The organism is Pseudomonas viridiflava, from assembly GCF_900184295.1.
In the GTDB taxonomy this organism is placed as follows: domain Bacteria; phylum Pseudomonadota; class Gammaproteobacteria; order Pseudomonadales; family Pseudomonadaceae; genus Aquipseudomonas; species Aquipseudomonas viridiflava.
On sequence record NZ_LT855380.1, the window covers coordinates 1,479,864 to 1,503,252 of the forward strand.

At 59.8% G+C, this 23,389-nt stretch carries 16 protein-coding genes; 7 read left to right on the top strand and 9 right to left on the bottom strand.

Features of this window, described 5'->3' with window-relative positions:
- Positions 1-67: 67 nt before the first annotated feature.
- The 5 genes from CFBP1590_RS06995 to CFBP1590_RS07015 form a co-directional block, all read right to left on the bottom strand.
- On the bottom strand, positions 68-769 hold the full coding sequence (locus CFBP1590_RS06995) for an ABC transporter ATP-binding protein (protein ID WP_004887844.1): 702 nt from the start codon (positions 767-769) through the stop codon (positions 68-70).
- Entirely contained in the window at positions 770-1,537 is a 768-nt protein-coding gene (gene livG, locus CFBP1590_RS07000; RefSeq protein ID WP_029241302.1) for a high-affinity branched-chain amino acid ABC transporter ATP-binding protein LivG, read from the bottom strand.
- Positions 1,534-2,799 (bottom strand): high-affinity branched-chain amino acid ABC transporter permease LivM, encoded by a 1,266-nt coding sequence (locus CFBP1590_RS07005; RefSeq protein ID WP_004887848.1) that lies wholly within the window; start codon positions 2,797-2,799, stop codon positions 1,534-1,536. The genes livG and CFBP1590_RS07005 overlap by 4 nt, the downstream gene beginning before the upstream one ends.
- Entirely contained in the window at positions 2,796-3,719 is a 924-nt protein-coding gene (gene livH / locus CFBP1590_RS07010; protein ID WP_088234724.1) for a high-affinity branched-chain amino acid ABC transporter permease LivH, read from the bottom strand. The genes CFBP1590_RS07005 and livH overlap by 4 nt, the downstream gene beginning before the upstream one ends.
- 211 nt (positions 3,720-3,930) lie before the next feature.
- A complete protein-coding gene (locus CFBP1590_RS07015; protein ID WP_004887851.1) occupies positions 3,931-5,055 on the bottom strand; it encodes a branched-chain amino acid ABC transporter substrate-binding protein in 1,125 nt (374 codons plus the stop codon).
- Between the two features lie 328 nt (positions 5,056-5,383).
- Here CFBP1590_RS07015 and CFBP1590_RS07025 point away from each other — a divergent pair, with 328 nt between their 5' ends.
- Positions 5,384-5,689, top strand: a complete 306-nt coding sequence (locus CFBP1590_RS07025; RefSeq protein ID WP_029241304.1) for a DUF2288 domain-containing protein — start codon at positions 5,384-5,386, stop codon at positions 5,687-5,689.
- A gap of 123 nt (positions 5,690-5,812) precedes the next feature.
- Here CFBP1590_RS07025 and CFBP1590_RS07030 read toward each other — a convergent pair whose 3' ends face one another.
- On the bottom strand, positions 5,813-8,128 hold the full coding sequence (locus tag CFBP1590_RS07030) for a putative bifunctional diguanylate cyclase/phosphodiesterase (RefSeq protein ID WP_088234725.1): 2,316 nt from the start codon (positions 8,126-8,128) through the stop codon (positions 5,813-5,815).
- Positions 8,129-8,359: 231 nt separating this feature from the next.
- On the opposite strand from CFBP1590_RS07030, the gene CFBP1590_RS07035 reads away from it, so the two are divergent.
- Positions 8,360-9,730 (top strand): spinster family MFS transporter, encoded by a 1,371-nt coding sequence (locus CFBP1590_RS07035; protein ID WP_029241306.1) that lies wholly within the window; start codon positions 8,360-8,362, stop codon positions 9,728-9,730.
- Between the two features lie 126 nt (positions 9,731-9,856).
- On the opposite strand, the gene rapA is transcribed toward CFBP1590_RS07035, so the two are convergent.
- On the bottom strand, positions 9,857-12,703 hold the full coding sequence (rapA, locus tag CFBP1590_RS07040) for an RNA polymerase-associated protein RapA (protein ID WP_058430685.1): 2,847 nt from the start codon (positions 12,701-12,703) through the stop codon (positions 9,857-9,859).
- A 232-nt stretch (positions 12,704-12,935) separates the two neighbouring features.
- On the opposite strand from rapA, the gene CFBP1590_RS07045 reads away from it, so the two are divergent.
- Both CFBP1590_RS07045 and CFBP1590_RS07050 read left to right on the top strand, forming a co-directional pair.
- Positions 12,936-13,271, top strand: coding sequence for a hypothetical protein (locus tag CFBP1590_RS07045; RefSeq protein ID WP_058430684.1), 336 nt, complete (start codon positions 12,936-12,938; stop codon positions 13,269-13,271).
- A 139-nt stretch (positions 13,272-13,410) separates the two neighbouring features.
- The gene (locus CFBP1590_RS07050) at positions 13,411-13,569 is read left to right on the top strand and encodes a hypothetical protein (RefSeq protein WP_004888206.1); all 159 of its coding nucleotides are present in this window, start codon (positions 13,411-13,413) and stop codon (positions 13,567-13,569) included.
- Positions 13,570-13,837: 268 nt separating this feature from the next.
- On the opposite strand, the gene CFBP1590_RS07055 is transcribed toward CFBP1590_RS07050, so the two are convergent.
- Positions 13,838-14,308, bottom strand: coding sequence for a MaoC family dehydratase (locus CFBP1590_RS07055; protein ID WP_004888205.1), 471 nt, complete (start codon positions 14,306-14,308; stop codon positions 13,838-13,840).
- A 44-nt stretch (positions 14,309-14,352) separates the two neighbouring features.
- On the bottom strand, positions 14,353-15,297 hold the full coding sequence (locus tag CFBP1590_RS07060) for an alpha/beta hydrolase (protein ID WP_088234726.1): 945 nt from the start codon (positions 15,295-15,297) through the stop codon (positions 14,353-14,355).
- A 206-nt stretch (positions 15,298-15,503) separates the two neighbouring features.
- Between CFBP1590_RS07060 and fadD2 the strand changes: the two genes are divergently transcribed.
- The 3 genes from fadD2 to hrpA all read left to right on the top strand — a co-directional run bounded on the left by fadD2 (position 15,504) and on the right by hrpA (position 23,302).
- Positions 15,504-17,192, top strand: a complete 1,689-nt coding sequence (gene fadD2 / locus CFBP1590_RS07065) for a long-chain-fatty-acid--CoA ligase FadD2 (protein WP_088234727.1) — start codon at positions 15,504-15,506, stop codon at positions 17,190-17,192.
- A 356-nt stretch (positions 17,193-17,548) separates the two neighbouring features.
- Positions 17,549-19,240, top strand: coding sequence for a long-chain-fatty-acid--CoA ligase FadD1 (gene fadD1 / locus CFBP1590_RS07070; RefSeq protein ID WP_029241310.1), 1,692 nt, complete (start codon positions 17,549-17,551; stop codon positions 19,238-19,240).
- Positions 19,241-19,390: 150 nt separating this feature from the next.
- Complete coding sequence (hrpA, locus tag CFBP1590_RS07075; protein WP_088234728.1) at positions 19,391-23,302, top strand: ATP-dependent RNA helicase HrpA; 3,912 nt, start codon at positions 19,391-19,393, stop codon at positions 23,300-23,302.
- Positions 23,303-23,389 lie beyond the last annotated feature (87 nt).

Below are 23,389 nucleotides of genomic sequence, written 5' to 3' on the forward strand. Positions count from 1 at the left end.
ATCGTGCCCATCGCTCTGCGTGGGCACGATCAGTGTCGAGATGAGCGCACGATCCTGACGCATCTCGCTAGCCGCCCAGATAAGCGTCCCGCACTTTTGGATCGACCAGCAGTTCTTCACCGGTGCCCTGCATCACCACGCGACCGTTCTCCAGTACATAGGCGCGGTCGGCGATTTTGAGGGCCTGGTTGGCGTTCTGCTCGACCAGAAATACGGTCACGCCATCACGTCGCAGTTGTTCGACGATCTCGAAAATCTGCTGAATGATGATCGGTGCCAGACCCAGCGATGGTTCGTCCAGCAACAGCAGCTTGGGCTTGCTCATCAGCGCACGGCCGATGGCGAGCATTTGCTGTTCGCCGCCGGACATGGTGCCGCCGCGCTGTGTGAAGCGTTCCTTGAGGCGCGGGAACAGGTGCAGGACCTTGTCCATCTGTTCCTGATAATCATCCTTCTCGGTGAAGAAACCGCCCATGGCCAGGTTTTCTTCGACGGTCAGGCGTGCGAACACGCGGCGGCCTTCAGGCACCACCGCGATGCTCTTGCGCATGATCACCGACGACTCCTGGCCGACCAGTTCCTCGCCCATGTAACGGATGCTGCCGCTGTGCGCACGCGGTGAGCCGCACAGGGTCATCAGCAGGGTGGATTTGCCAGCGCCGTTGGCGCCGATCAGGGTAACGATCTCGCCCTGACGGACTTCCACGTTGACGCTGTGCAGCGCCTGGATCTTGCCGTAGAAGGTGGAAACGTTTTCGAACTGCAGCATTTACGCTTCCCCCAGGTAGGCTTTGATCACTTCAGGATTGTCACGAATCTGTTCCGGCGTACCGTCGGCCAGTGGCGTGCCCTGATTGATCACCACGATGTGGTCGGAAATGCTCATCACCAGCTTCATGTCATGCTCGATCAGCAGCACTGTGGCGTTGTGGTCATTTCGCAACACGCCGATCAGCGCTTTCAGGTCTTCGGTTTCCCGCGGGTTCAGACCGGCTGCCGGTTCGTCCAGCATGAGGATGCGCGGGCGCGTCATCATGCAGCGGGCAATTTCCAGGCGGCGTTGCTGACCGTAGGCCAGCGTTCCGGCCGGGCGGTTGGCGAATTCTTTCAGGTTGACGGCCTCCAGCCAGTGCTCGGCGTACTCCATGGCTTCGCGTTCACTGCGGCGGAAGGCCGGGGTCTTGAACAGGCCGGACAGGAAGTTGGTGTTCAGGTGACGATGCTGGGCGACCAGCAGGTTCTCGACGGCGGTCATTTCCTTGAACAGACGCACGTTCTGGAACGTGCGCACCACACCCTTGCGCGCGATCTGGTGACCGGCCAGGCCCTGGATCGGCTCGCCGTCCAGCAGGATGGTTCCGCCGCTGGGTTTGTAGAAACCGGTCAAGCAGTTGAAGACGGTGGTCTTGCCTGCGCCGTTGGGGCCGATCATCGATACGACCTGCTTTTCATGAACGGTCAGGGCGACGCCATTGACCGCCAGCAGACCGCCGAAGCGCATGCTCAGGTTTGTGGCTTGCAGAAGAGGCTGTTTCATTTGGCTGCCTCCGCTTTCAACTTCATGACAGGTCGTTGCATCGGCAGGAAACCTTGAGGACGCCAGATCATCATCAGCACCATCAGGGCACCGAACATCAACATGCGGTAATCGCTGAACTCACGCATCAGTTCAGGCAGCAGAATCATCACGATGGCGGCGAGAATAACGCCCAGCTGGGAACCCATGCCGCCAAGCACCACGATGGCCAGAATGATTGCCGACTCGATGAAAGTGAAGGACTCCGGCGTCACCAGACCCTGACGGGCGGCGAAGAAACTGCCTGCGAAACCGGCGAACGCTGCACCCAGCGTAAAGGCCGAGAGCTTGATTACGGTCGGATTCAGACCCAGGGCACGGCAGGCGATTTCGTCTTCGCGCAAGGCTTCCCAGGCACGGCCGATCGGCATGCGCAGCAGACGGTTGATGACGAACAGTGCCGCCAGCGCCAGCAGCAGGGCGATCAGGTACAGAAAGATCACCTTGCTGATCGGGTTGTAGTCCAGGCCGAAATACTGGTGGAACGTCTGCGCACCTTCGGCGGCACGGCGTTCGAAGCTCAGGCCGAACAGGGTCGGCTTCTCGATGTTGCTGATGCCGTTGGGGCCGCCGGTGATGTCGGTCAGGTTACGCAGGAAGATCCGGATGATCTCACCGAACCCGAGCGTCACGATGGCCAGATAGTCGCCCCTCAGCCGCAGGACCGGGAAGCCCAGCAGGAAGCCGAACAGCGCCGCCAGCAGGCCGGCCAGCGGCAGGCACTCCCAGAAGCTCAGGCCGAAGTAGTGCGACAGCAACGCATAACCGTAGGCGCCGACTGCGTAGAAGCCGACATAACCCAGGTCCAGCAGGCCGGCGAGACCGACCACAATGTTCAGGCCCAGACCCAGCATCACGTAGATCAGGATCAGCGTCGCGATGTCCACCGCGCCGCGCGAACCGAAGAACGGCCAGACGAACGCGAGCACGATCAGGGCGGCAAGGCCCCAGCGCTGGGTGCTCGGTTGGGTCATGAAGTCGCTGGTTTTCTTCGAGATCAATGGAGCGCGTTCACCGCGGCGCAGGCCGCTGATTTTCTCGGCGAACAGTACGCGCAGAAACAGCAGGACCGAGCAGATCGCGATGATGGTCAGGGTCATGGAGCTGGCGTTCTGCACTTGCAGGGTCACGCCGGAAAAGGCCAGTTTCAGGCCGAACACCGGGTAGGCAACGGCCCACACCAGCGCAGCGCTGAACAGCGCCTGTTTGAAGGACTTGCTCATACTTTTTCAACCTCCGGACGACCCAGAATGCCGGTCGGGCGGAACAGCAGCACCAGGACCAACAGGCCGAAGGCCACGACGTCCTTGTACTGATCACCAAAGATGTCGGCACCGAAGGCTTCGGCGACGCCCAGCACCAGACCGCCGAGCACGGCGCCCGGAATCGAACCGATGCCGCCCAGGACCGCGGCAGTGAACGCCTTGAGGCCTACCAGGAAGCCCGCGCTCGGGTTGATCACGCCGTATTGCATGCTCAGCAACATGGCGGCAACGGCAGCCAGTGCGGCGCCGACCACGAAAGTCAGTGCAATGATGGTGTTGGTGTTGATACCCAGCAGGTTGGCCATTTTCATGTCCTCGGCGCAGGCGCGGCAGGCGCGGCCCATTCGCGAGCGGGAAATGAACAGGGTCAGGCCGGTCATGGCCAGGAGCGTGACCATGAATACCACGATCTGCATGTAGGAAATCAACACTTCCTGCGCGCCGCCGGGGCCGAAGGACAGGCTGCCGGGCAGCAGGTTGGGAATGGCAAAGTTGCCGGAACCCTGCGAAAGCTGGACCGAGTTCTGCAGAAAGATCGACATGCCGATCGCAGAAATCAGAGGAATCAGACGGTTGCTGTTGCGCAGCGGACGGTAGGCGACCCGTTCGATGCTGTAGCCGTAGGCACTGGTCACGATGATGGAGGCGGCGAAGCCTGCGATCATCAACAGCGGCAGGCTGTCGATACCCATCATTGCAAGACCGGCAAGCGCCATGAAAGCAACATAGGAACCGATCATGTACACCTCGCCGTGGGCGAAGTTGATCATTCCGATGATGCCGTAAACCATCGTGTAGCCGATGGCGATCAATGCATACGTGCTGCCAATGGTCAGGCCATTGACCAGCTGTTGCATGTAGTGGAATAACTCGGGCATTTACCGCGCTCCTAAAAACCTGATCTGCATTTCTCCGGCCTGCGTCGGGTACGCATTCTGTCGATGCGTTGCCTGTGACGCTGCCAGCGAACCGCTGGTAACGGTTTTAAGATTTTCAGGTGGCCTCTACCGGATCTCGGCAGGCGGGCCATGATTCGTAAAACAAAGCCCACTGCGGTGGCAGTGGGCTTCGGTTGTCAACGCAAGCTGCTTATTTGGCGGCTTCGGTCTTCGGCTTGCCGAAGTGCCATTCGTAGACCACGAACTGGAAGTTCTTCAGGTCGCCCTTCTCGTCGTAGCTCAGTTCGCCCATCGGGGTCTTGAACGTACCGGCGTGGATGGCAGCAGCCACCTTGTCGGTGTCTTCGGACTTGGCGGCGGCGATACCGTCGGCAATGACCTGAACGGCGGAGTAGGACGGGTACACGAACGGACCGCTCGGATCCTGTTTCTTGTCCTGGAATGCCTTGGTCAGTGCCTGGTTGGCAGGGTCCTGATCAAAGGATTTCGGGAGGGTGACCAGCAGGCCTTCGGAGGCTTCGCCAGCGATCTGCGAGATGGACTCGTTGCCCACGCCTTCAGGGCCCATGAATTTGGCGTTCAGGCCTTTTTCCTTGGACTGGCGCAGGATCTGGCCCAGCTCTGGGTGGTAGCCGCCGTAGTAGACGAAGTCGACGTTGGCTTGCTTGAGCTTGGCGATCAGCGAGGAGAAGTCCTTGTCACCGGCATTGATGCCTTCGAACAGGGCCACCTTGACGCCTTTGTCTTCCAGCGTCTTTTTCACTGCAGAGGCGATGCCTTCGCCGTATTGCTGCTTGTCATGGATGACAGCAACGATTTTTGGCTTGGCGACGTCGGCAATGTAGTTACCGGCTGCAGGGCCCTGGGCGCTGTCCAGACCGATGGTGCGGAACACCAGTTTGTAGCCACGGCTGGTGATGTCGGGGCTGGTGGCCGCCGGGGTCACCATGATGATGCCTTCGTCTTCATAGACGTCGGAAGCGGGTTGAGCGGAGCTGGAGCACAGGTGACCGATCACGTATTTCACGCCATCGTTGACGACCTTGTTGGCGACTGCCACGGCCTGTTTCGGGTCGCAGGCATCATCGTATTCGACGGCTTCGAGTTTCTTGCCATCGACGCCGCCCTTGGCGTTGATCTGCTCGATGGCCATCTTGGCACCGTTGAACTGCATGGTGCCGTATTCGGCGACCGGGCCAGTCTTGGGGCCGGCGATGCCGATCTTGATGGTGTCGGCTGCGAACGAATGGCTGGCAACCCCGGCCATAACCAGTGCGGCGAACAGCTTGGAAAGCTTCTTGGTACCCTTAGTCATGATGCTCCACTCTTGCGTTGTAGTTTTTATAATCCTGCTGGCCAAGGCTACAGGACCGGCTTCGACACCGATCTTCCCCTGCTCCGCCAACTGTACCGGAACAGTTTAGAGTGCCGGTGAATCGCTTGGATAGCACGGGGCAATGGGGTAAACCGGTGTGTGTCGCTTAATCGAAAGAAAGTTACAGAATCCAACCGCCCCAATGTCATGAAGACCGGCCGGATCGTCGTGGATTTCGCGGCTTTCCTGCAATCAATCACTTGCTTCCGGGTTTTTCTACGAGAAAGGCGGCGGTATCATTGCGCCGATTTCCTTTCTGGTGAAACCCATGACGCAAGAACCTAGCACCCTCTATGCCAAACTGCTCGGGGAGACCGCTTCAATTCGCTGGAAAGAATTGCAACCATTCTTTGCCAAGGGTGCCCTGTTGTGGGTCGAGCCACCGTTGGATCTGATCGAAGTTGCCGAGGCAGTAGCTGAAAACGACGCTGCCAAAGTGGCTGCGTGGATGGACGCGACAAAGGTCGGCAAGGTGTCTGAATCAAAGGCAATGGAGCTTGTGGAAAGCGATCCACTGCTCTGGGCAGTGGTGGTGGCACCTTGGGTGTTGATCCAAAACAGGGCGTCTGACTGATTTGTGCGCTATAGAGGTGCTTATGACGGCACCTTTGTGGGTGCCACGGTAACTTCGTCCCTTCCAGCGTATCGAAAATCTACACCCGGCAGCCGTGCAATCGGCCACCCAGACGCAGCCTTTTCAATCCGACCAGCGCGACCTTTGTGTGCGAGAAGGACTGCGGGTGGCCAGTGCATGTTCAGCGCCCGGAAGGTCGTCAAACAGATCCAGTGACCGTGGGATGTCCGCATCGCGATCCTTGACGTCCAGCATGAGCGATGCGGGCCACAGACTGGCAGGTTCTCGACCGTTCATTTCCCTGACCAGCGGCAGAATCCGTTCCAGTGGCTGCGGTTTGCTGAACAGATAGCCCTGCACATAATCACTGCCGAACTCACTCAGAAACTCCAGTTGTGCAGGCGTCTCCACACCTTCGGTCACCACCTTGAGGTGCAGGGTGTGCGCCATCACGATGATCGCTTGGACGATCTCCATGTCCTGGGGCGACTTTGGAATGTCGATGATGAAGGATCGGTCGATTTTCAGCGTGTCCAGCGGCAACCGTTTCAGGTAGGCGAGCGACGAGTAACCGGTCCCGAAGTCGTCGATCGATAGCGAGACGCCCAGGCTGCGGATGTGCTTGAGCATCAGGATCGTATTGCTGATGTTGCCCATCAGCGCGTTCTCGGTCACCTCCAGTTCCAGGCGACCCGGGGCGACATTGGCTTCGGTCAGCGCCTGTTCGACTTCTTCGGCCAACTCGTCCCGACTCAGGTTCAGCGCCGAACAGTTCACCGCGATGATCAGCTTGTCCAGGCCGTCGAGGCGCAACGCGCCCAGGTCGCGGCAGGCGCGGCGCAGTACCCAGTTGTCCAGTTCGGCAATCAGCCCGTTCGCTTCGGCAATACTGATGAAACGGTCGGGCACCAGCAGCCCGTGCTGCGGATGATTCCAGCGCACCAGCGCTTCCAGCTTGGCAATGTGCCCGGTACGCAGGTCGACAATCGGCTGGTAGTACACCTCAAGGCCAGTCTCTTCGCGCAGGGCGTTGCGCAACTCTTCTTCCAGATGCAATTCCAGACTGGCTTTGGTCTTGAGCGCGGGGCTGAAAAAATTGACCCGGTTACGGCCGTTGCCCTTGGATTGGTAGAGGGCGAGGTCGGCGTGCTTGAGCAATTCATCGCAGGTTGAACCGTCCCGTGGAAACACGGCGATACCAATGCTGGTGGTCATGACCATGCGTCTTCCGGCCAGCGCGATGGTCTCCTTCATCTTGTGCATGACGCGGTGGGCCAGGTGGCGGGCCTCCTCATAGTTGGGGATGCTCAGCAGAATGCAGAACTCGTCACCGCCAAACCTTGCCACCACATCCTGCACGCGTGTGGCACTGCGGATTCGCTCGGCGATCACCTTGAGCAACTCGTCACCTGCATCGTGACCCAGGCTGTCATTGATCCGCTTGAAGTGGTCGATGTCCAAGAACATCACCGCCAGCATGCCTTGGCCGATCGTATGTTCAAGCAGCTTTTCAGCGAATATCTGGTTGAAGCCGCGACGGTTGATCAGGTTGGTCAAGGGGTCGTAATGCGCCACCTGCTGAAGCGAGACCCGCGCCTGATCCAGTTGGCTGAGCAGCGCATTGACGCGCTGAAGGTCATGCTCCTTGCCTTGCAGTTTCTTGTCGGCCATCGCCGCACTGATGCTGCCGGCAATGATCAGCAGGGTGATCACGGCAATGGTCAGGCCCAGTTGCTGGCTGTTTGCAGTGCTGGGAATGTGCAGCTCCGCACCCTGCGGGATGACCAGTTGCAGGGCACGCATGCCCATCAGGTGCATGGTCAGCAGGCCGGCACCCAGAAAAACGCTCAACCCGTAACGGAACATCTGATGAAACATGCCGCTGTACTGCCGCAAATGGCGGGGCAGGGTGAGCAGGGCCACGCTGGCAAGAATGGCCACGACTACGGACAGTGCAAAGGTTTTGGGCTCGTAATACTGCACGGCGTCGGACCGCATGGCCCCCATGCCCACGTAGTGCATGGCACTGATACCAATGCCCATGACCACCGCGCTCGTCAGGCAACGCCTCAGGGTCAATGTCTGGATGGTCAGCGCCTTGATGGCGAACAGCGCGGTCATCAGCACGATCAGCAGCGACGCCAGCGTGATGCCCAGATCGTAGGTGATGGTCAGCGGTGCCTGAAAAGCCAGCATGCTGATGAAGTGCATGGCCCAGACACCGCCCGCCAGACACAGCGCGCCCAGCGCTTTCCAGATGCGTCGGTTTTTGAGGGCTTCGACCTGAATGACCCGGTCGGCGATGTCCAGTGTCGCGAAGCACGCGGCACAAGCGACGCCATAAGCCAGCGCAACCAGAAACAGATTATGACTGCAGTCGATCAACAATTGCCCGTCCGCCGGGACCCCGGCGAACATGTTCAAACCCAGCCACTCCATAGCAAGCCCTATATCTTCACTGCCAGGGCGCCAAGGCTAAAGGCCTGGCGATTCGGAGTGAGTATAGAAGCTGTTGTCAGTTTGCCAGTACGCAGGTCCAAGAAATCTGAAAGCGATCAATAACGAATAGTTATAAGAATTCTTCATCAAGGGTGCGGTTTACGAATGTTTACAGACACGCCACCCTTGGCCTTCTAGATTGTTACCACTAATAAGAAGGGACGATCGCTCATGACCACGCTTCGGACGGAAACCCCCACTCAGGCCGCCAACGCATGGCGCGTCCTCTTCCTGTTGTTCCTCGCTAACCTGTTCAACTTCTTCGATCGCACCATCCCGGCCATTATCGTTGAGCCCATTCGCATGGAATGGCACCTGAGCGATTTTCAACTCGGCCTTCTGGGAACCGCATTCACGCTTGTCTACGCCATCGCCGGTCTGCCGCTGGGCCGCATGGCCGACAACGGATCGCGCAAGAAGCTCATGGGCTGTGGCCTGGCCGTGTGGAGCGGCCTGACGGCGGTCAATGGTATGGTCGGCAGTTTCTGGACCTTTCTGTTGGTGCGCATGGGCGTCGGCATCGGCGAAGCCAGCTACGCGCCTGCGGCCAACTCGCTGATCGGTGACCTGTTTCCGGCCCATAAACGGTCCCGTGCGATGGGCATCTTCATGCTGGGCCTGCCGCTGGGCCTGCTGCTGGCGTTCTTCACCATCGGCGCCATGGTCAAGGCGTTCGACAGCTGGCGCGCGCCGTTCTTCATTGCTGCGGTGCCTGGGCTGCTGCTGGCGGTGTTCATCTTTTTCATCAAGGAACCCAAGCGTGGCGCGGCTGAAAGCGTGCGCATGTCGGAAGTCAAAATCGAGAAGCCGATCCGCCGTGTGTTGTCGATCCCGACCTTTCGCTGGCTGGTACTTGGCGGCCTGACCTTCAACTTCGCTACCTACGCCTGCAACTCGTTCATGGTGCCGATGCTGCAACGCTATTTCCTGTTGCCCTTGCAGGAAGCGGCGGTTGCAACGGGCGTGATTGTGGGCGTTACCGGGCTGATCGGCCTGACAGCAGGCGGCTGGATTGCCGACAAACTGCATCAGCGCTCGCCCAACGGACGGCTGTTGTTCGCAGCGTTCAGTATGTTGGTGGCGACGATTGCCACCGGGTATGCCTTGCACGCCGGACGCATCGAAATCGGGGTGTTCGTCGCGGTGTTCAGCGTGGGCTGGTTGTTTGCCTACAACTTCTATACCTGCGTTTATACAGCGATTCAGGACGTGGTCGAACCGCGCCTCAGGGCGACGGCGATGGCGTTGTTCTTCGCCGGGCTGTACCTGTTGGGCGGTGGCGCTGGGCCGGTGGTGGTGGGTCTGCTGTCCGACCATTTCGCCAAGGCGGCCATGGCGGTCGCGGGTGCCGACGTAATGAACGAGAGCTTCAAGGCCATCGGCCTGCACGACGCCATGTACCTGATTCCGGCAGCACTGCTCATGACGCTGGTGTTTCTGTATCTGGCATCACGCTGCTTCAGCAAGGACGCTGAGCGGATGAGGGCAAGGATGGTGGCCGAGGAACCGGCAGAAGGTGTGTCGGACCCGGCAGTGGTGTGACGCGGAGCGTCACGGGCTGTATTCCCACGCAGCGTAGAAACGATCATGAAACCCTGATCGTTCCTCACGCTCCGCGTGGGAATGCCTCTCGGGACGCTCTGCGTCCAGCGTAAGTAGCGACGCCGATCAGCCCGCCACCAGCACCCGAATCGCTTCCAGGCGCAGTGCGGCCTTCTCCAACATGGCCAGACCCTGTTCACGCTGGCTGCGCAAGGCGACCAGTTCGCTGTCGCGCACGGTCGGGTTGACCGCCTGCAGGGCCGTCAGGCGCGCCAGTTCCTCTTCGGTATCAGCAGCCAGACGACGTTGCGCTTCAGCCACGCGCTCGGCGTGTTTCGGCATGATCTTTTCTTCGCCTGCGTTGATCCGTGGCGTCAGCACGTCGCGCTGGGCCTGAATGAACTTGTTGGCGCTGGCACGTGGCACGCTTTCGAGCTGATCGTTAAGGGTGTTGAACGACACACGGCTCGACAGATCATTGCCGTTCGGATCAAGCAGGCAGCGCAGTGCGGCCGGTGGCAGGTAGCGGCCCAGTTGCAACGAGCGCGGTGCAACCACTTCGCTGACGTAGATCAGCTCCAGCAGCACAGTGCCCGGCTTGAGCGCCTTGTTCTTGATCAGCGCCACGGCGGTGTTGCCCATCGAACCGGACAGCACCAGATCCATGCCGCCCTGCACCATCGGGTGCTCCCAGGTGATGAACTGCATGTCTTCGCGAGACAGCGCCTGGTTGCGGTCGTAGGTGATGGTCACGCCTTCGTCGTCGCCCAGCGGGAAGCTGGCGTCGAGCATCTTCTCGCTCGGCTTGAGGATCAGTGCGTTTTCCGAATGGTCTTCGCTGTCGATGCCGAACGCGTCGAACAGGGTTTCCATGTAGATCGGCAGGCTGAACTGATCATCCTGTTCCAGAATCGCTTCGACCAGCGCCTCGCCTTCGCCTGCGCCGCCGGAGTTGAGTTCCAGCAGGCGGTCGCGACCTGTGTGCAGTTCGCTTTCCAGACGCTCGCGCTCGGCGCGGGCTTCGTCGATCAGGGCCTGCCATTCGTCATCATCACCGCTTTCCAGCAGCGGCAGCAGACGAGGGCCGAACCGATGCTGCAGTGCGTTACCGGTCGGGCAGGTATTGAGGAACGCGTTCAGCGCTTCGTGATACCACTGGAACAGTCGTGCCTGCGGGCTGGTTTCCAGGAACGGCACGTGCAGTTCGATGGTGTGTTTCTGGCCGATACGGTCCAGACGGCCGATACGCTGCTCAAGCAGATCCGGGTGCGACGGCAGATCGAACAGCACCAGATGGTGGGCGAACTGGAAGTTGCGGCCTTCACTGCCGATTTCCGAGCAGATCAGCACCTGTGCACCGAACTCTTCGTCGGCAAAATAGGCAGCAGCGCGGTCACGCTCAAGGATGTTCATGCCTTCGTGGAAGACCGTGGCCGGAATACCGGAGCGCACGCGCAGCGCGTCTTCGAGATCCATGGCGGTCTCGGCGTGGGCGCAGATGACCAGCACTTTGACGCGCTTGAGCATCTTGAGCGTGTCGATCAGCCAGTCGACGCGAGGGTCGAAACGCCACCAGCGTTCTTCTTCGCTGACCTCGGAGTGAGCCTGGAAGCTGACTTCCGGATACAGGTCGGCGTGCTCGCCCAGCGGCAGTTCCAGGTATTCGGCCGGGCAGGGCAGTGGGTATTCGTGCAGCTTGCGCTCCGGAAAACCCTGTACGGCGGCACGGGTATTACGGAACAGCACGCGGCCGGTGCCATGACGGTCCAGCAATTCGCGAATCAGACGGGCCTTGGCTTCGTCGTCGCCCGCATTGACGGCAGCCAGCAAGGTCTCGCCTTCGGCACCCAGGAAGCCGTGAATGGTTTTCTGGGCTTCTGCTGACAGTACGCCCTTGTCGAGCAGTTCCTGTACCGCCTGAGCGACCGGGCGATAGTTTTCGCTCTCGGCGCGGAAGGCGTTCAGGTCGTGGAAACGGTTCGGGTCCAGCAGGCGCAGGCGGGCAAAGTGACTGTCCTGACCCAGCTGTTCCGGGGTTGCCGTCAGCAGCAGTACGCCGGGGATGACTTCGGCCAGTTGCTCGACCAGCGAGTATTCGCGGCTGGCCTTGTCTTCATGCCAGACCAGGTGGTGTGCTTCATCGACGACCATCAGGTCCCAGCCCGCTGCAAACAGCGCGTCCTGAGCCTTTTCATCGGAGACCAGCCACTCCAGCGCGACCAGCGCCAGTTGGGTGTCTTCGAACGGGTTGCCGGCATCGCTTTCCATGAAGCGTTCGGCGTCGAACAGCGCGACCTGCAGGTTGAAACGGCGGCGCATTTCGACCAGCCATTGGTGCTGCAGGTTTTCCGGCACCAGAATCAGCACGCGATTGGCGCGACCGGACAGCAACTGGCGATGAATCACCAGACCGGCTTCGATGGTCTTGCCCAGGCCCACTTCGTCGGCCAGCAGGACGCGTGGCGCAATGCGGTCAGCCACTTCGCGGGCTATGTGCAACTGGTGAGCGATCGGTTGAGCGCGCACGCCGCCCAGCCCCCAGAGTGAGGACTGCAACTGACGGCTGGTGTGTTCAAGCGTGTTGTAGCGCAGCGAGAACCAGGACAACTGGTCGATCTGGCCAGCGAACAGACGGTCGGTCGCCAGGCGGAACTGGATGAAGTTCGACAGCTGGGTTTCAGGCAGCGTGACCACTTCGTTGCGGGCATTCAAACCGTGATACACCAGTAGCCCGTCGACATCGTCCACTTCGCGGACGGTCATCTTCCAGTTTTCGAAGTGAGTAATCACATCGCCCGGAGAGAAACGCACGCGGGTCAGCGGTGCATTACGCAGTGAGTACTGGCGCGTTTCGCCAGTGGCCGGATAGAGCACGGTCAATAAGCGGCCATCCAGTGCCAGAACGGTGCCCAAACCCAGCTCGGCTTCGCTGTCGCTAATCCAGCGTTGCCCCGGTTGATACTGCTGCGCCATGCTGCCTGTCTCCCGACGTGAAAAAGCCGACTATGTTAACGGAACGCGCCCTGAAGGCCAAAGGTGGCGTTGAAAAACCTGCGGATTCGCTGCGAATCGGCGAATTTTTCCTTTCATGGCACTTATTTCATTAAACCCAGTCAAAAAAAGCCTTATAAATTATTGCAGTCTATTACAGGGCTGTTCAAGTTGCGTCGCTGACGGCCGAAAGCCCGGTAAGAGGAGAAAAACCATGCTGCAACCCATGCTCCCGTTAAGTGTTGTGCCGGTGACCTCCCAGATGGACCCGGCCAAGCGTGTCCCCGATATCCCGCCGGTGGCGCCTGTACAGCCGAGCTCCAGCGAGACATCGATCGATCTGCGTCACGAAGACTCCGAGCGCAGCGCCCTGCTGTTGCGTGAAGAGCAGCAACGTCAGCAACAGGGGCGTCATGCCGAGGAAGAAAGCGGTGAGTATCAAGGCCTGGTCGTTCCCGGCGACTCGCTCAATGCCGACAACACCGTCCCGGTCGTGCCGTTGATCGATGACGAGCCGCGCCAGGGGTTGTGGGTCGATATCCAGATTTGAGGTCGAGCGTCCCGCAAGAGGACGCGGCCTGCGCACGCTGCCGATTGATTCGCACCTGACTTCACGTTTCCGACTGGTCATCACCGATGCTATTGCGCATTATTGGTGCTGATTCCATGTGTCCGGGAACTGCACAACCATGAGCGACGATGGCAAATTGATCGATCTTGGCGCCGAGCGCGCCAGACGCGTTCATGATCTGAACGACAAACGCCTGAACGAAGTGCGCAATGCTTTCGAGCAGGCCATGCCGCTGACGGGCAAGAAAAAGCCGAAGAAAAAGCCGAAAAAGCGTTGAGTGATCAAACGGGTGTTGATGCAGGTCAACGTCCGTGCGTGCTGCAACGGCTAGCCTGATGGGTATCGGACGGGGCGAAGACGGCGTGGGGCCAATGTCTTCATCACCCTGTTCGAGCTGTCTGACGGGGAGGGCTGCCGCTCTGGTAAGGCGCACCCTTCACTATGAGCACGCAAGGCACTTCGGGCGACTTCGGTCGCCCTTTTTTGCGTGCTCCGGAGCGGGCCTGTGCCCGCATTATCGAGCCTTGGCTCAATCCGTGCGCCTTTCAGCCAACAGTGATTTCAGGCAGCACGGTCAGTTCGACGGTCTGCTGTTTGCGTGGAGCGAGGATTTCCGCTTCGCCGTCCACGACCAGCTCATCATTCTGGTTGAACACGCGGGTCGCGATGCGCACGCGGAATTTCGGCAGTTTTTCGAGAATTTCCAGACGCACAGTCAGGGTGTCGCCCAGTTTTACCGGCTTCTGAAAGGTCATCTGCTGGCCGATGTAGATGGTGCCCGGGCCTGGCAGCTCACACGCCACTGCCGCGCTGATCAGTGCACCGCTGAACATGCCGTGAGCGATGCGCTCCTTGAACATGGTTTTGGAAGCGTATTCGGCGTCCAGGTGGACCGGGTTGTGATCGCCGGACATGGCCGCGAACAACTGGATGTCACGTTCCTGGACTGTCTTGCTGTAGCTGGCTTTCTGACCGACTTCAAGGGCTTCGTAAGGCGTGTTGGTGACTTGAGTCATGTGTCTGTCCTGGACAAAATATGAAAAAGATAAAAGGTGCGTGATCACTCCGCGCGACGCGGTCCTGGTTGATCGAGGGCGTATTTCAGCCAGTCGAGCAGGTCCTGGGTCACTTCATCGCGATTGATGTCATTGAGCAGTTCGTGCCGCGCCTGCGGGTAAACATTGAGTTGTAACACTTGATGACCCGCTCCTGCCAATGCATCGGCAAGATCCTTCAGACGCTTGCCGGCACTCACCGGATCACATTCGCCGCCAATAATGAGCAAAGGAAGGTTCGAATCGATCTGCGCCAGGTTCGACGGCTCACTGATTTTCTGCAGCCCGCCCAGCATATCCGCCCACAACTGGTTGGTGCAGCGGAAGCCACAGAGCGGGTCCTGCATGTACTTTTCCACCTCGTCCGGGTCGCGGCTGAGCCAGTCGAAACAGGTCCGGGACGGCTTGAATGCCTTGTTGAACGAGCCGAACGACAGCCACTCGATCAACGCGCTGCGCCCCTTGCGGCCCTGGCGCAGGCGTTCGAACCGAACGACCAGCCCCGCATTTCGGTAGAACGATGCCGGACGAAAGTTCGAGCCGCTGAGAATGGCCCCGTGCAAGCTGGCCTCGTGGTGCATCAGATAAGTCTGAGCGATGTAGCTGCCCATGCTGTGACCCAGCAGAAACAGGGCCGCTCCCGCGTGTCGCTGGCCGATCGACTGGCTCAGGGTCGCCAGATCATCCACCACTTTGCTCCAGCCATCTTCATTGGCGAAATGCCCGAGCCGACCCTGCAGCGCGGTTCTGCCATGGCCCCGCTGATCATGCGCATACAGGGCGATACCCGCTGCATTCAGCGCTGCGCCGAGTCTCCCGTAGCGGCCGCTGTGTTCGGCCATACCGTGGGCAAGCATTACGACGGCAAGGGGCGTCGTGTCCGGCAGCCATGCATTGACGTAAAGTCGGCAGTGGTCGCTGGCGTCAAGCCAGAATGTCTCGTGCTTCATGGCGATGTCCCGATCTGGAGCGGCTGCCCGGAGGATGTGTGTTTCAGTTTATAACTCGAAGGTGATTGCATCCTGAATAGCAGAAAGATTCACAGTGTTGATGACGCCAGCTGGCATATTTGCCTTCCGGTCGTTAGCTGCTAACGTCGGGCCAGTCCCGATTCTGAGTAACGGGCCAGCCATGAGCAGGGAAGAGGATAAAAATAATGCAACCTGAATTCTGGAATGACAAACGCCCTGCCGGGGTGATCTCTGAGCTGGATCTGCACACCTATCAGTCGGTCCTCGAAGTTTTCGAAAGCGCCTGCAAAAAATTTGCAGACAAACCTGCTTTCAGCAACATGGGGGTCACGCTGACCTACGCTGACCTGGATCGTCATTCGGCAGCGTTTGCCAGTTACCTGCAACACCATACGGATCTGGTGCCCGGCGACCGCATCGCCGTGCAGATGCCCAACCTGTTGCAGTACCCCATCGCAGTGTTCGGTGCGATGCGGGCCGGCCTGATCGTGGTCAATACCAATCCGCTGTACACCGCACGCGAGATGCGCCATCAGTTCAAGGATTCCGGTGCCAAGGCGCTGGTCTACCTGAACCTGTTCGGCAAGCTGGTGCAGGAAGTGCTGCCTGACACCGAACTTCGTTACCTGATTGAAGTGAAGATGGGCGACATGCAGTCAGCCGCCAAGGGGTGGTTGATCAATACCATCGTCGCCAGGGTCAAGAAAATGGTTCCGGCCTATGACCTGCCCCAGGCCGCAGGCTTCAAGGACGTGCTGCGGATGGGGCGTGACGGTTCTGTCAAACCTGTTGCGGCCGGGCTGGATGACGTGGCGGTCCTGCAATACACCGGCGGCACCACCGGACTGGCCAAGGGCGCGATGCTGACTCACGGCAATCTGGTCGCCAATATGCAGCAGGTGTACGCCTGCATGCGACAGCACTGTCCCGAGCGTGGCGTGATGTTCGGCGAGGCCCGGGAAGTGATGATCGCGCCGCTGCCGCTTTATCACATCTACGCATTTACGGCGCACTGCATGTGCATGGTCATTAGTGGCAATCACAACATTTTGATCACCAATCCGAGGGATATCGGCGGATTCATCAAGGAGCTTGGCAAGTGGAAGTTCACTGCCATGGTCGGGCTCAATACCCTGTTCGTGGCGCTGATGAATCATCCTGATTTCAGGAAGCTGGATTTCTCCACACTGAAGAGCACCAACTCTGGCGGCACCGCGCTGGTCAAGGCGACCGCCGAGCGTTGGGCCGAGATGACAGGGTGCACAATCGTTGAGGGTTACGGGCTGACCGAAACGTCCCCGGTGGCCAGTGCCAACCCCTACGGCACACTGGCGCGGCTCGGCACAGTGGGCATTCCGGTGCCGGGCACCGGCATGAAGGTGATTGATGACGAGGGCGCAGAATTGCCGTTCGGCGAGCGTGGCGAGCTGTGCATCAAAGGCCCGCAGGTCATGAAAGGTTACTGGAATCTGCCTGAGGCCACCGCCGAAACGCTGGACGCAGAGGGATGGTTCAAAACAGGTGATATCGCCGTGATCGGCGCCGATGGTTTCGTCAGCATCGTGGACCGCAAGAAAGACCTGATCATCGTGTCCGGCTTCAACGTCTACCCCAACGAAATCGAAGACGTGGTCATGTCGCACCCGAAAGTCGCCAGCTGCGCCTGCATCGGAGTGCCGGACGAGCGTTCAGGCGAAGCGGTGAAACTGTTTGTGGTCCCGCGCGAGCCGGGTCTTACGGTCGAAGAACTCAGAAGTTTCTGCAAACAGAACTTCACCGGCTACAAGGTCCCGAAACAGATCGTGCTGCGTGAATCGCTGCCGATGACTCCGGTCGGCAAGATCCTGCGCAGGGAGCTTCGCGATATTGCCTGAGTGGAGTAATTGTCTCTTTTTACGTCGCTGGCCCCGCTTGTGCTGAAGTGCAAGCGGGGCCTGTTTTTTTGGCTAAGCTCACTACGCTTGGTCTGAGCGCTCTGGCTCAATGCTTTCAGGGATTTCGGTAATTCTCGCAATTAAGTCAGGGTCGTGACTGGCGAGCTCTGGCTGGTCACTTTTATGACCGTAGAGGCCCGGTTTGCCTCTAGTCGGCTTTTGGCAAAGCTGCTACTCTCGGCGCGCTTTTTGACCTGTCATGAAGCGAATGAGCGTCTACTGCACAATTCCAAAACACAAAAAAATCATCGCCCAAAGCGATGTGAAGAATTCGCGATCGCTATGGAGCCGGCTGAATGATTGAAAACTTCTGGAAGGATAAATACCCGTCTGGCATCTCCCCTGATGTCGATCCTGATGAGTATCCCAACGTCCAGGCGGTCCTGAAGCAGTCCTGCCAGCGTTTCGCCGATAAACCCGCGTTCAGCAATCTGGGCAAGACACTTACCTACGGCGAGCTCTATGAATTGTCGGGCGCATTCGCCGCCTGGATTCAGCAGCACACCGATCTTGTGCCAGGTGACCGCATCGCGGTCCAGTTGCCCAACGTGTTGCAGTATCCGGTTGCTGTCTTCGGCGCCATCCGCGCCGGGCTGATCGTGGTCAACACCAACCCGCTGTACACCGCACGGGAAATGGAACACCAGTTCAACGACTCGGGCGCAAAGGCGCTGGTCTGTCTGGCGAACATGGCGCATCTGGCCGAGAAGGTCGTGCCCAAGACCCAGGTCAAACATGTCATCGTCACCGAAGTGGCCGACCTGCTGTCACCGCTCAAGCGCCTGCTGGTCAACAGTGTCATCAAGTACGTCAAGAAAATGGTTCCGGCCTACCACCTGCCTGATGCGGTCAGATTCAATGACGTGCTGAAAAAGGGCCACGGTCAGCCGGTTGCCGAGGTGTCGCCCGACAGAGCCGACGTTGCCGTATTGCAGTACACCGGTGGCACTACCGGCGTGGCCAAGGGCGCGATGCTCACCCATCGCAACCTGATCGCCAACATGCTGCAGTGCAGGGCGCTGATGGCTTCCAACCTCAATGAAGGCAGCGAAATCCTCATCACGCCGTTGCCGCTTTACCACATCTATGCCTTCACCTTTCACTGCATGGCGATGATGCTGATCGGCAACCACAACGTGCTGATCAGCAACCCGCGTGACCTGCCTGCCATGGTCAAGGAACTGTCGAAGTGGAAGTTCAGCGGTTTTGTCGGTCTCAACACCCTGTTCGTTGCCCTGTGCAACAACGAGGCGTTCCGCAACCTTGATTTCTCGGCACTGAAAGTCACGCTGTCCGGTGGCATGGCCCTGCAACTGGCTGCCGCCGAGCGCTGGAAACAGGTCACCAACTGCCCGATCTGCGAAGGTTACGGCATGACCGAAACCAGCCCGGTGGCAACAGTGAACCCGATCCAGAAGATCCAGATGGGCACCATCGGCATCCCGGTGCCGTCGACGCTGTGCAGGGTCATCGACGACGCTGGCAATGAGCTGGCGTTCGGTGAAACCGGCGAGTTGTGCATCAAGGGGCCTCAGGTCATGAAAGGCTACTGGCAGCGCCAGGAAGCCACGGATGAAATGATCGACGCTGATGGCTGGCTCAAGACTGGCGACATCGCGATCATTCAGCCCGACGGCTACCTGCGCATTGTCGATCGCAAGAAAGACATGATTCTGATCTCCGGTTTCAACGTCTACCCCAACGAACTGGAAGACGTGCTGGTCACGCTTCCCGGCGTCCTGCAATGCGCCGCCATCGGCATCCCGGACGAGAAATCGGGTGAGGCCATCAAGGTGTTTGTGGTCGCCAAACCGGGCGTGACCCTGACCAAGGATCAGATCATGGAGCACATGCGTGCCAACCTGACCGGCTACAAGGTCCCGCGCAGCGTGGAGTTCCGCGATTCACTGCCGACCACCAACGTCGGCAAGATCCTGCGCCGCGAACTGCGTGATGAAGAGCTGAAGAAGCTGGGCATCAAGAAGTAATCGCGAGTTTGCGTGACAGACAACGCCGTGTCCTCTGACACGGCGTTGTTGTATCAGCTCAGCCCAATCCACCCTCGACAGTCGTCCTGCTTCCCGCAATCTGCGACAATCGCACCCCTGTATCCTTCAAGAAAAGACTCTGCGCACCTGATGACCGACGAATCGCCTTCCATCGACCAACTCCTGAAAAACCTCGATCAAGCGATGATCGGCGACCGCCATCGTCTGCGTCGGCAGTTGCATGAGCTGCGCAAGAAGCCCGACGAGGCGAAGCTGGCGCAATGGGTGGCGCGGGTTCAGGCGTCCTGTGCGCAGGTCACGTCGCGACGCGAGAGCGTGCCGACCGTTCGCTATGACGACAACCTGCCCATCGCCGCCAAGCGCGACGAAATCAAGGACGCGCTGCTCAAGCATCAGGTGCTGATCATCGCGGGTGAAACCGGCTCGGGCAAAACCACTCAGTTGCCGAAAATCTGCCTGGAAATCGGTCGCGGGCAGCATGGCCTGATTGGCCACACGCAGCCGCGTCGAATTGCAGCGCGCAGCGTCGCCAGCCGGGTCGCCGAAGAATTGGCCACACCGCTGGGTGCGCTGGTCGGTTATCAGGTGCGTTTCGAAGACCAGAGCGACAGCAACACCCTGATCAAGCTGATGACCGACGGCATCCTGCTGGCCGAAACCCAGCACGACCGTTTCCTTGAGCGCTACGACACGATCATCGTCGACGAAGCCCACGAACGCAGCCTGAACATCGACTTCCTGCTCGGTTACCTGAAAACCCTGCTGCCGCGTCGCCCCGACCTGAAAGTCATCATCACGTCGGCGACCATCGACCTGCAGCGCTTTTCCGAGCACTTCAACGACGCGCCGATCATCGAAGTGTCGGGCCGTACTTTCCCGGTCGACACCTGGTACCGCCCGCTGACCAGCGAGCAGGATGAAGAGGGCAATAGTGTCGAAGACGACCTGACCGTCGATCAGGCGATTCTGGCCACGCTCGAAGAGTTGGCGGACTTTGAGCGCAGCGAGCGCAAGAGTCCGGGTGACGTCCTGGTGTTCCTGCCCGGCGAGCGCGAGATTCGTGACGCGGCTGAAATGCTGCGCAAGGCCCAACTCAGGCACACCGAAATCCTGCCGTTGTACGCACGTCTGTCGCCTGCCGAGCAGCAGCGCATTTTCCAGTCTCATTCGGGACGTCGTGTCGTGCTGGCCACCAACGTGGCCGAAACCTCGCTGACCGTGCCGGGCATCCGCTACGTGATCGACACCGGTACCGCGCGCATCAGTCGCTACAGCTACCGCGCCAAGGTTCAGCGGCTGCCGATCGAAGCCGTGTCCCAGGCCAGCGCCAATCAGCGTAAAGGCCGTTGCGGTCGTGTCGAGCCGGGCCTGTGTGTGCGCCTGTACAGCGAAGAGGATTTCAACGCCCGACCTGAATTCACCGACCCCGAGATCCTGCGCACCAACCTGGCGGCGGTGATCCTGCAGATGCTGCACCTGCGTCTGGGCGAGATCACTGACTTTCCGTTCATCGAGCCGCCGGACGGCAAGGCCATCAGTGACGGCTTCAACCTGTTGCAGGAACTGTCGGCGGTCAATCGCGAGAACCAATTGACCCCGCTGGGCCGTCAGCTGGCGCGCTTGCCGGTGGACCCACGCATGGGACGCATGCTGCTGGAGGCGGCCAAACAAGGCAGTCTGCAGGAAGTATTGATCGTGGCCAGCGCCATGTCGGTGCAGGACGTACGCGAGCGCCCGCCCGAGCGACAGCAGGCGGCCGATCAGGCGCATGCCCAATGGAAGGACGCCGACTCGGACTTCGCCGGGCTGGTCAATCTGTGGCGCGGTTTCGAAGAGCAGCGCCAGGCACTGACTGCCAGCCCGTTGCGTAACTGGTGTCGCCGCAATTTCCTCAATTACCTGCGGCTGCGCGAGTGGCGCGACTCCCATCGACAACTGAGCCTGATCTGTCGTGACCTGCAATTGACGGTCAACAAGGAACCTGCGGATTACCCGAAATTCCACAAGGCGATTCTGTCCGGCCTGCTGAGCCAGATCGGCCAGAAAGCCGACGAAGGCGACTACCTCGGTGCGCGTCAGCGGCGGTTCTGGATTCATCCGTCCTCCGGGCTGGGGAAGAAGCGTCCGCAATGGCTGATGACCGCCGAACTGGTGGAAACCACAAAGCTGTATGCACGCATGGTCGCCAAGATCGATGCCGACTGGATCGAGCCACTGGCCGGGCACTTGATCAAGAAAAACCATTTCGAGCCGCATTGGGAGAAGAAGCGCGGACAGGTCGTGGCCTTTGAACAGATCACGCTGTTCGGCCTGATCGTGGTCGGTCGCCGCCCCGTGCATTTCGGCCCTGTCGATCCTGTGGTGTCGCGTGAGCTGTTCATCCGCGAGGGATTGGTGCGCGGTGATATTCAGTCCCGCGCCAAATGCCTGAGCGCCAACACCCGCCTGCTGGAGCAGCTCGACGAGCTGGAAGCCAAGGCCCGGCGTCGCGACATTCTGGCTGACGAAGACACGCTGTATGCATTCTACGAAGCGCGCATTCCGGCCGATATTCATCAGACCGCGACCTTCGACAGCTGGTACAAGACCGAGAGCCAGAAGAATCCGCAATTGCTGATCATGCGCGAAGAAGACGTGCTGGCCCGCGAGGCCAGCGAAGTCACCGCTGCGCAGTACCCGGATACTCTGCGACTGGGCGAACTGAGCCTGTCGCTGACCTACCACTTCGAGCCCAATCATCCCCGTGATGGCGTGACCCTGCGTGTGCCTGCACCGTTGCTGCTGTCGCTGCCCGCCGAACGTCTGGAATGGCTGGTGCCGGGGTTGCTTGAAACCAAGTGCATCGCCCTGGTCCGCAGTCTGCCCAAGGCAGTGCGCAAGAACTTTGTACCGGTGCCGGACTTCATCAAGGCGGCGCTGCAACGCATCACGTTTGGCGAGGGCTCGCTGACCGAAGCGCTGGGCCGCGAACTGCTGCGCATGACCGGGGCGCGAGTGACCGACGAAGCATGGGCGGAAGCGACCCAGCAACTCGAAAGCCACCTGAAGATGAATCTGGAAATCGTCGATGGTGATGGCAAGTTTCTGGGCGAAGGTCGCGACCTTGATGCGCTGACGGCACGTTTTGCCGAAGCGAGCCAGGCCGCGCTCGCCGTCCCGCAGACCGCGAAAAGCCAGCAGCCTGTCGAGGCCAAGGTCTTCGCGCCGGTGGCGCAAAAGACTCAGCAGAACATTGCCGGTCTGTCGATGACGGTGTATCCGGCGCTGGTGGAGGAGGGCGGCACGGTCAAGGAAGGTCGCTTCTCGACCCAGGCCGAGGCCGAGTATCAGCATCGCCGTGCGCTGCAGCGCCTGTTGCTGCAACAACTGGCTGAGCCTGCGAAGTTTCTGCGCAGCAAGCTGCCGGGGCAGACCGAGCTGGCGCTGTTGTACCGCGAGCTGGGGCGCATCGATGCACTGATCGAAGACATCCTGCTGGCCAGCCTCGACAGCTGTGTGCTGGACGGCGAAGCCGAATTGCCGCGCGACGGGGCCGGGCTGCTGTCACTGGCTGAACGCAAACGCGCCGACTGGACCGAGCATGCCGAGCGTCTGGCGAAGCTGACGCTGGAAATCCTCAAGCTTTGGCATGGTTTGCAGAAGCGTTTCAAAGGCAAGATCGACCTGGCTCAGGCGGTCGCGCTCAACGACATCAAGGCGCAACTGGGCAAGCTGGTGTATCCGGGCTTCGTGCGCGAAACACCCGCGCAGTGGCTCAAGGAAATGCCGCGCTACCTGAAAGCCATCGAGATGCGCCTGGAAAAACTGCCGGGTCAGGTGCAGAAGGACCGGGTCTGGAGCATCGAGCTGGCAGGCCTGTGGGCGCAATATCAGGCGCGAGCCGACAAACACCGCCAGGAAGGCAAGCGCGATCCTGAACTGGCGGTCTATCGTTGGTGGATGGAGGAATATCGTGTGTCGCTGTTCGCCCAGCAGTTGGGCACGAAAATGCCGGTTTCTGACAAGCGGCTGAGCAAGCAGTGGGCGATGGTCGAAGGCTGATCCTGAGCCCGGCACCCTGTCGAAAAATGGTCTGAGCGGACTGCACAGGCAGCAAGGCGAGAAGGATCTCAGGGCCGATGTTCATTG